Annotated in this window: 6 protein-coding genes; 2 read left to right on the top strand and 4 right to left on the bottom strand. The window is 65.0% G+C overall.

The genetic code is table 11. The features are described from left to right. Positions 1-5 precede the first annotated feature (5 nt). Positions 6-353 carry a DoxX family protein gene (locus A5788_RS11120; RefSeq protein WP_064866050.1) on the bottom strand — a complete coding sequence of 116 codons (348 nt, stop codon included), beginning with the start codon at positions 351-353 and terminating at the stop codon, positions 6-8. 104 nt (positions 354-457) lie between these two features. On the opposite strand from A5788_RS11120, the gene A5788_RS11125 reads away from it, so the two are divergent. Both A5788_RS11125 and A5788_RS11130 read left to right on the top strand, forming a co-directional pair. Next, positions 458-943 carry a MarR family winged helix-turn-helix transcriptional regulator gene (locus tag A5788_RS11125; protein WP_231894247.1) on the top strand — a complete coding sequence of 162 codons (486 nt, stop codon included), beginning with the start codon at positions 458-460 and terminating at the stop codon, positions 941-943. A gap of 49 nt (positions 944-992) precedes the next feature. Next, on the top strand, positions 993-1823 hold the full coding sequence (locus tag A5788_RS11130) for an SDR family NAD(P)-dependent oxidoreductase (RefSeq protein ID WP_064866046.1): 831 nt from the start codon (positions 993-995) through the stop codon (positions 1821-1823). A 16-nt stretch (positions 1824-1839) separates the two neighbouring features. Here the strand turns inward: A5788_RS11130 and A5788_RS11135 are convergent, their stop codons facing one another. From A5788_RS11135 to A5788_RS24440, 3 genes are all read right to left on the bottom strand, one after another. Then, positions 1840-3930, bottom strand: coding sequence for an MMPL family transporter (locus tag A5788_RS11135; RefSeq protein WP_064866044.1), 2091 nt, complete (start codon positions 3928-3930; stop codon positions 1840-1842). Positions 3931-4151: 221 nt separating this feature from the next. Further along, the gene (locus tag A5788_RS11140) at positions 4152-5021 is read right to left on the bottom strand and encodes an immunity 49 family protein (RefSeq protein WP_082938022.1); all 870 of its coding nucleotides are present in this window, start codon (positions 5019-5021) and stop codon (positions 4152-4154) included. A gap of 9 nt (positions 5022-5030) precedes the next feature. Further along, positions 5031-6422: a hypothetical protein gene (locus A5788_RS24440; RefSeq protein ID WP_156525502.1), complete on the bottom strand. Its 1392-nt coding sequence runs from the start codon at positions 6420-6422 to the stop codon at positions 5031-5033. Positions 6423-7246: the final 824 nt, after the last annotated feature.

The raw sequence follows: 7246 nt of genomic DNA on the forward strand, positions 1-7246 counted from the left end.
AGCTGTCAGATGCTCAGCAGACGCAGGACGATGTAAGCGATCGAGACGAGCATCAGCACGACGACGGGCGCGATGTTCTTGTCGCCTGCGCGCAGGTGGAAGATCGCTGCGCCGAGGAAGTAGAGGAAGGTTCCGATCGCTGCTGCGACGCCGATCGGCCACCAGAACAAGCCGACGATGAGGCCGATCGCTCCCGCGAACTCGGCGAGCGCGAGGAGGCCCACCTTGTCCTGGGGGAATCCGACCTCGGTCATCACGCCCATCTGCTTGGGGTCGTGGCGCAGTTTGCCCACTCCCGAGAAGACGAGCATCAGTGCGAACACGATGGCGATGACGACGGTTGCGATGAACATGACAGCTCCTGGGTAGACCGCTGCTGTGACAGACGGGTTGTTGAATGTTCAACTAAAGCTACACGCACTGACTTGAATGTTCAAGTCAGCGTATGCTGGGCACCATGTCTGATGCACCATGGCTCGACGACGCGCAGCTCAGGGAGTGGAAATCGGTGATGGCACTACTGACGACGCTGCCCGCCGCGCTCGACTCGCAACTCAAACGCGACGCCGGGCTGAACATGTTCGAGTACCACGTTCTGGTCCGTTTGGAGTCGTCGCCCGACCGCACCCGCCCGCTGTCCGACCTCGCTCTACTGACGCAGAGTTCACTGTCGCGGCTGTCGCATGCGATGACGCGACTCGAACGTTCGGGCTGGGTGGCGCGCGTTGTCAACCCTGGCGGCGGGAGGCACACGCTGGCGCAGATCACCGATGACGGCGTGCGCAAGCTGACCGAGTGCGCGCCCGGACATGCGGTGGAGGTCCGTCGGGCGGTGGTCGACCCGCTCAGTCCCGCGGATCTCGCCGCGCTCGGGAGGTCTGCGCGCTGCATCCTTCGCGAGATCGCCCCGGATGTCGCCGACGTTCTCGATCGGGAGGGCTAGGTTCGGGGGTTAGTGCTTCACGGGTGAGCACGCGGATCAAGGGAGATCGATGTCGATTCAGCGCAGGGTCCAGGCTCTTGTCCAGCGACGAAGCTTTGTACCGGGATTCGTCGACGCCGCGCTGGCGGGGCGCGGCCGCGACGTCGCAGGTCTGACCGTCGTGATCACCGGGGCGTCGGCGGGGATCGGTCGGGAGTCGGCGCGCCAACTCGTTGCGAGTGGAGCGCGTGTGATCGGTGTGGCGCGCGGTGAGGAGAAGCTGCGCGAGCTGGCCACCGAGACCGGCTGCGAGTACCGGGTGTGCGATCTCTCCGACGAGGCGTCCACCGACCGACTCATCGCCGACCTCGCCGAAGAATCCGTAGACGTTCTGGTGAACAATGCAGGCCACTCGATTCGACGCACCATCGTCGACTCGACCGAACGGTTCCACGACTATCAGCGCACAACACGACTCAACTACCTTGCCGCCGTGCAGCTCTCACTCGGGCTGTTGCCTGGCATGGTCGAACGTGGCGAGGGGCAGCTCGTCAACGTGTGCACCTGGGCGCTGCACGCCAACACGTTTCCGAGGTTCTCGGCCTACGCGGGGTCGAAAAGCGCACTGGCGATCTTCGGTCGCAGCCTGAACGCCGAACGGCCAGAGGGAGTTACGGCGACCAACGTCTACTTCCCGCTGGTGCGTACCGAGATGATCGCTCCCACAGCCGAATACGACGACGTCGGCGCGCTGGAGGTCGACGAGGCGGCGAGTTGGATCGTTCGTGCAATCACCCACCGACCCGAGGAGGTGTCGCCGGCCGTCGTGCGCTACCTGCTGCCCGCCATCGACTTCGTGTCACCACGGATGTCGGATAGGACCATCGCTGCGATCACGTGAGGCAAGGCTCCGAGTCTCAACTGGCAGTGCGTCTTTCAGTCTGGAGCTGACGAGAGCGACGTCCGGGCCACCACTTCGGCACCCACCAGTTGGCGGGACCCAGCGCTGCAACGAGAGCTGGAGCCAGAACGCCGCGAACAATGGTGGCGTCCAAGATGATTCCGAGTGCCAGCGCTGTCGCGAGTATCTTGACATCGGTCACGGGCACCTGCGCGAGTGAGATGAATGCCAGGAACAGGATGAGCGCAGCCGAGGTCACCAGACGTCCGGTCCGCGCGACGCCGTCGATGGTGGCGGTGTCGGTACTGGCGCCGGCGTCGTGTTCTTCCTTGATGCGGCTCAGTAGGAAGACCTCGTAATCCATGGAGAGTCCGAACAGGAAGGCAAAGACGGCCACCGGAATCCAGATGGTGATGGCACCTGCACCGTCCTGACCGAACAGCAGCGACGTTCCGTGGCCCTCCTGCCAGATGAACACCGTGACCCCGAATGCCGCCGCCAGCGAGAATGCGTTGAGCACAAGCGCTTTCAGCGGCAGCACGATCGAACGTAGTGCCGTTGCGAGCAGGGCGAATGTCACGACCACGATGAGAAGTAGTACCCACCAGATGTTTCCGTACACGGCGTCGATGAAGTCCGCGTTCTGGGCGGTTATCCCGCCGACTCTCCCGCCGTGCTGTTCGGCAACCGTGCGGATGTCGGCGGCGGCGCGACCTCCCTCCGGAGTGGACGAGTCCACCGTCGTCCAGGCGTCGACGATGTGCGTCGAGCCGCGCTGCCACTCGGTCGGCGCCACAACTCCTGCAACTCCCGGTTGGCCGCGAAGTGCTTCGACGATGCTCTGCGGTGAGTCCGTGACGATCTCGACGGGCGTGGTGAGTCCGGACCCGAGACCGGCGTCGGCGACGGCGTCGACTGCCTGCCCGGCCGGGCCTCCGACGGACGCGAGCGAGGCGTTTGTCGGGGACGAGAGATTCAGTGAGGCAACAGGTATCGCGAGGACGGCCAGAACGATGATGGCGATCGCGGTCGACGCCCAGCGGTGTCTGACAACTACCGTCCCGACGCGTCGCCACAATCGGCTGTCCGGCGATGTCGATCTGCGGTGGGGCCATTCGAGCTTGGTTCCCGCGACGGACAGCAGCGCGGGCACCAACGTGAGCGCGGCGACCACACTGATCAGCGGGATGAGCAGCCCGGTGAATCCGATACTCCGCAGAAACGGCACGGGGAGAGCGATCAGCGCCGCCAGACTCACCGCGACGGTGATGCCCGAGAACAGCACGGCGCGTCCAGCGGTCGCCAGAGTCTGCTCGACCGCTTGCTCGCCGTCGTACCCATTGCCGCGGGCCTCTCGCCATCGGGTGACGATCAGGAGCGCGTAGTCGATCGCCACTCCCAAACCGATCAGCGCGAGGAGATACTGCACGATGAACGACACCTCGGTGATCGACGTCAGTCCCCAGAGAATGAGGAACGTCGTGAGGATCGACGCCGCCGCGGTGAGCAGCGGTGTGATGGCCAAGAACGATCCGAAGACGAGCGCCAGCACCACCAGAGCTCCGACGCCACCGACGATGGTCTCCACGAGAACGTTGACGCCGCCCCCGCCTCCCGCGTTCAGGGCGTCGACGCCGGTGACCGCGACCGTTGTGGTTGCCGACGTCGACTCCTCGGCCACCTGCTGCAAGGCGGGCAGGGTCGTGACATAGGGGTCGGCGCCCGGAACCACCTGCGGATAGACGACCGTGACCGCCGTCGACCGGTCGCGGGAGATCAGTTCGGGATGGGTTGTGTAGGAAGCGATTCGGGCGCCCGGTGCCGCCGACGCCGCCGCTGCCGCGATCCGGCTACCGGACTCGACGTCGACGCTGCCGCCGGCCGCGGCCTTGCTGACCAGCAACACCGGCGCATTGTCGCCACCGGAGCCGAATTCTCGTGTGATGTCGGCGTTGGTCTCATACCCGGACTGGCCGGGGAGGCTGAAGTCGTAGCTCAGCGCACTCGTCGCGCGGGACGCCCCGAACGCACCACAGAGCGCGACGACGATCCACGCCGCGATAACCCACCACCGATGACGAACCACCAGCCGTGCAAGCGTTGTCACGTGGCCGTCTCCATATTCGTCCGTTGCCTCCGGCGGGGTGTTCCTCACTCACTGTTCGTGGACGCTGGCACATCGGATTGGTTCGCGCGGGGTCACAGTCGACGCGCCGCGCCCTGAATGTGTGTGCAATCGAAGGATGTGGGTGCTGCAGCACCCACATCCTTCAATACGACACATATTTAGCTGGCGGGTTGGCGCGGAAGTCGGTGATTCGGAGCGCTCTAGTCCAGCTCGAACATCCAGGGCGGGTTCTGAATGAGTTCGACGGGCAGATAGTCGGATTCGACGTCGATCGTCATACCCTCGTCGAACGCCATGGCGCACAGGCCGAACAGCGGGAGCGAGAAGAAGCCGCGGGGTGTGCCGCTGCGTTCTTCGCTGGCACCCCAGTACGCCCGGTGGTCGGTCAGGGCGTCGGTCAGTTGCTCGGTGAAGTTGCCCTGGTCGTCGGGTTCATTGCCGATGGTGGCCAGTACCCCGAACAGGTCCAGCTGCAGCAGCCTGGCCTCTTCCTTCGTCGAAATCGTTGGCGAATTGACTTGTGAGACACAGGCGCTGAGCATCTCAGCCCACTGTGGGTCTTTGCGGTCGCGTGCCTGTAGCGCCTCGACGAGTCCGAGCATCGCCGCGTCGTTGCGGCTGCCCTGCGTCAACAGTGCGGGGTCGACGGCGTCGAGCGTCTCGCGTGCAGTCCCGTTGCGTGTGGCGCGCGCCCACCAGTACGCGTCGAGCCAGATCTGTGCGTTCACCGCGCGGGGATTGTGCCCGGTGCCGTGACTGCGCAGACCCGCAGAGTCCATCTCGAGGACGAATGGTTCGCCCGGCGGGAGCGCTGCGAGTTGGTACATCCCGAGGTAGATCTGCTCGGCCCGTCGGGCAGCGACGCGGGTCTCGACGCGTGCCCCGGAAGGGTCTGATCCGAAGTGGAGTGCTGCGGCGCCGGTGGCCGCGAGTGCCGCGGTCGGCATCGTCGACTCCGGGTAGAGGCTGATGTCCTCGAAGTGCGATACCAGGGCGTCGTCTGATTCGGTTGCCGATTCACGCAGTTCGTCGATCGATCGGCCAAGTGCGTGCCTTGTCACTGATTGCATCGTGTCGTCCTATCCGATGTCGAAGTTGCGAACGCTGTAGCCTGCCCACTCGTCACCCGACACGCGCGCCTTCACGAGACGGTAGCTGAGTGCACCGCGGTTGAGCGCGCTCCGCATGCTCAATGCGCGTGGGTCGCCGTTTCGGGCCATCTCGTCGATCAGTGCATCCAAGTAGCCGCGGGTTCCCTGTTCGTACCGTTGGCCATCGAGGCCGATCCGAGATCCCGCCTTGGACGACGGCCCCTTGACCTCCTGGACGACCATCCTCTCGGAGCCTCCCGCTTTGGGTCGCACCACGAACACCTGGTCCGGGCTGCCGGCACCCGATTGTCCACGGGCGCTTGTCAGCTCACGAACGTCGTACTTCGACGACGGGTAGTCACGCGCGATGGCCTGTCGTCCCGCCGCCTCGCCGAGCTGCTCGCCCTGCGTGGTTTGCCGACGGTAGGCATCCTTCAGCTCGGACTCGGTCCGTGGATCGACCTTGCCGTCCGTCTTCTGCTGGGTCGCTCTTTCGGCCTTGAGTCGCTTCACATCACCGACGGCCCGGTTCCGAGCAGCAACACTCTCGCGCATCTGCGACGATTCGGCACTGGTCGGCGCGCGTTGCTGAGCCGGGCCGTCGAATTTGGCACGGACTGTCGGCGACGAGTGGGATTCGACGAAGCTCCCCGGCTTCTTCGGATTCTCGCGGATGGCCGGAACCAGATCGCCATTCGCGTCGACGCCGCTGCCCGGCTTACGCTTGATGACACCGTCGGATCCCTGCTTCTGGTAGTACTTCGCGCGGTACTCCGGATCGTTGACCTTGCTCTGCATCGGAGCGTTGCGCTGCTCGACGCCGGTCGGCTTCGCGGTCGTGGTTTGCTTCGGTGCGGACTGCTTCGGTGCGGGTTCCGCGGGCTGCGGTTTCGCGGGCGCCGGCTGCGCGGATTTCGGTGCGGTGGGTTTTGGCTGTGCGGGTGCGGACTTCTGCGGCGCGGGCTTGGCGTCCGACTTCGGGGGCGCGGGCTTCGCAGGCACCTCTGGCTTCGCCGGCGCGGGCGGTGCAGGTGGCGTCGGCGTGCTGCCGTCGGTGTTCGGGATCGCTGGCGCTGTCTCCTTCGAACCGCACGCTGAAAGCTCCGACTGCAGCCCGTTGGCCTGTGCCTGCAGGGCATCGCGCTGGCCGTTGAGTTGCTGAGCTTCGGCGTTGTAGGCGCCGACGGCCCCGGCGTTCGTCCTGTCGACGCCGCCGGCGCGGGAGTTGTGCGCGTCGATCTGGCCCTTGAGCGTGTTCGCCTGCGACTGGAGTGCCTGGACTCGCGAGTGGAGCGTCGAGCAGTCCGGTGCGGGCGCGGCAAACGCCTGTGACGGCGTCGCCACGATCAGGGCGATCGACGCCATTACGGCGAGAATCACGCCGACCACTGCTCGTCGACCAGATCTGAGCAGGCTCCCCGCTGTCGATGGTGGGCGAGCACTCGTGCTTCGAGACATTGTCGGACCTTCCGTGACGTCGAATCGGTATGTGTCGGTTCGATTCGTCCGGCCACCCGAAATGTTCCGGCAGCTGTGAAAGTGGTCCGTTCCGTCAGCGTTGGGGCAGTGACCGGCCCCCGCGCCCCTCAATGTGTGTCCAATCGAAGGATGTGGGCGTTGCAGCACCCACATCCTTCGATAAGACACACATTTAGCCCTGGAGCCGCCACGTTCGGCCGGCGCGGGCCCGGAGGCAGATCTCAACGCCCCCCAAATTCCGCCTGTAGGATCTCATCCTCTTTGTCAGTCGCGAACTGGGGTTTCTCATGATCTTGTCACCTGTGGGTTCTCACTAACTTGTCAGAATCCTCAGGCCAGCACTGCTCCCCGGCCGGCGCGTCATAGTTCGAGGTTGCAGTGCTGAAGCGGCGGGTTGCTAGGAGACCGCTACGCGACGTGAACTGCGGCTTGTGAATGGTCGAACCGTCCGACCGGCTGAACAAGGGCGATCGAACGCCGGCCGGTGTCGTGGCGATGTTCCCGGATGTGACGTGTAAGGGCTCGGGACATGCTTGACGTCGTGTCGTCGGGACATCGTTGACGTCTCACGCTTGTCGGTGGTCGCAGTCAGAGTGTGGGGGGTGTCCTTCTCTGCTGAGACTGAATCCGATGCTGAGATCGCTGCACGGGTGCGTGTGGAGGTCAGGTTCCGTGCGGTCACCGAAGTCGCCGACGGTGCTCCGGTCATCGAGGTCGCTAACCGT

Source organism: Gordonia sp. 852002-50816_SCH5313054-c (assembly GCF_001665925.1).
Classification (GTDB): domain Bacteria; phylum Actinomycetota; class Actinomycetes; order Mycobacteriales; family Mycobacteriaceae; genus Gordonia; species Gordonia jacobaea.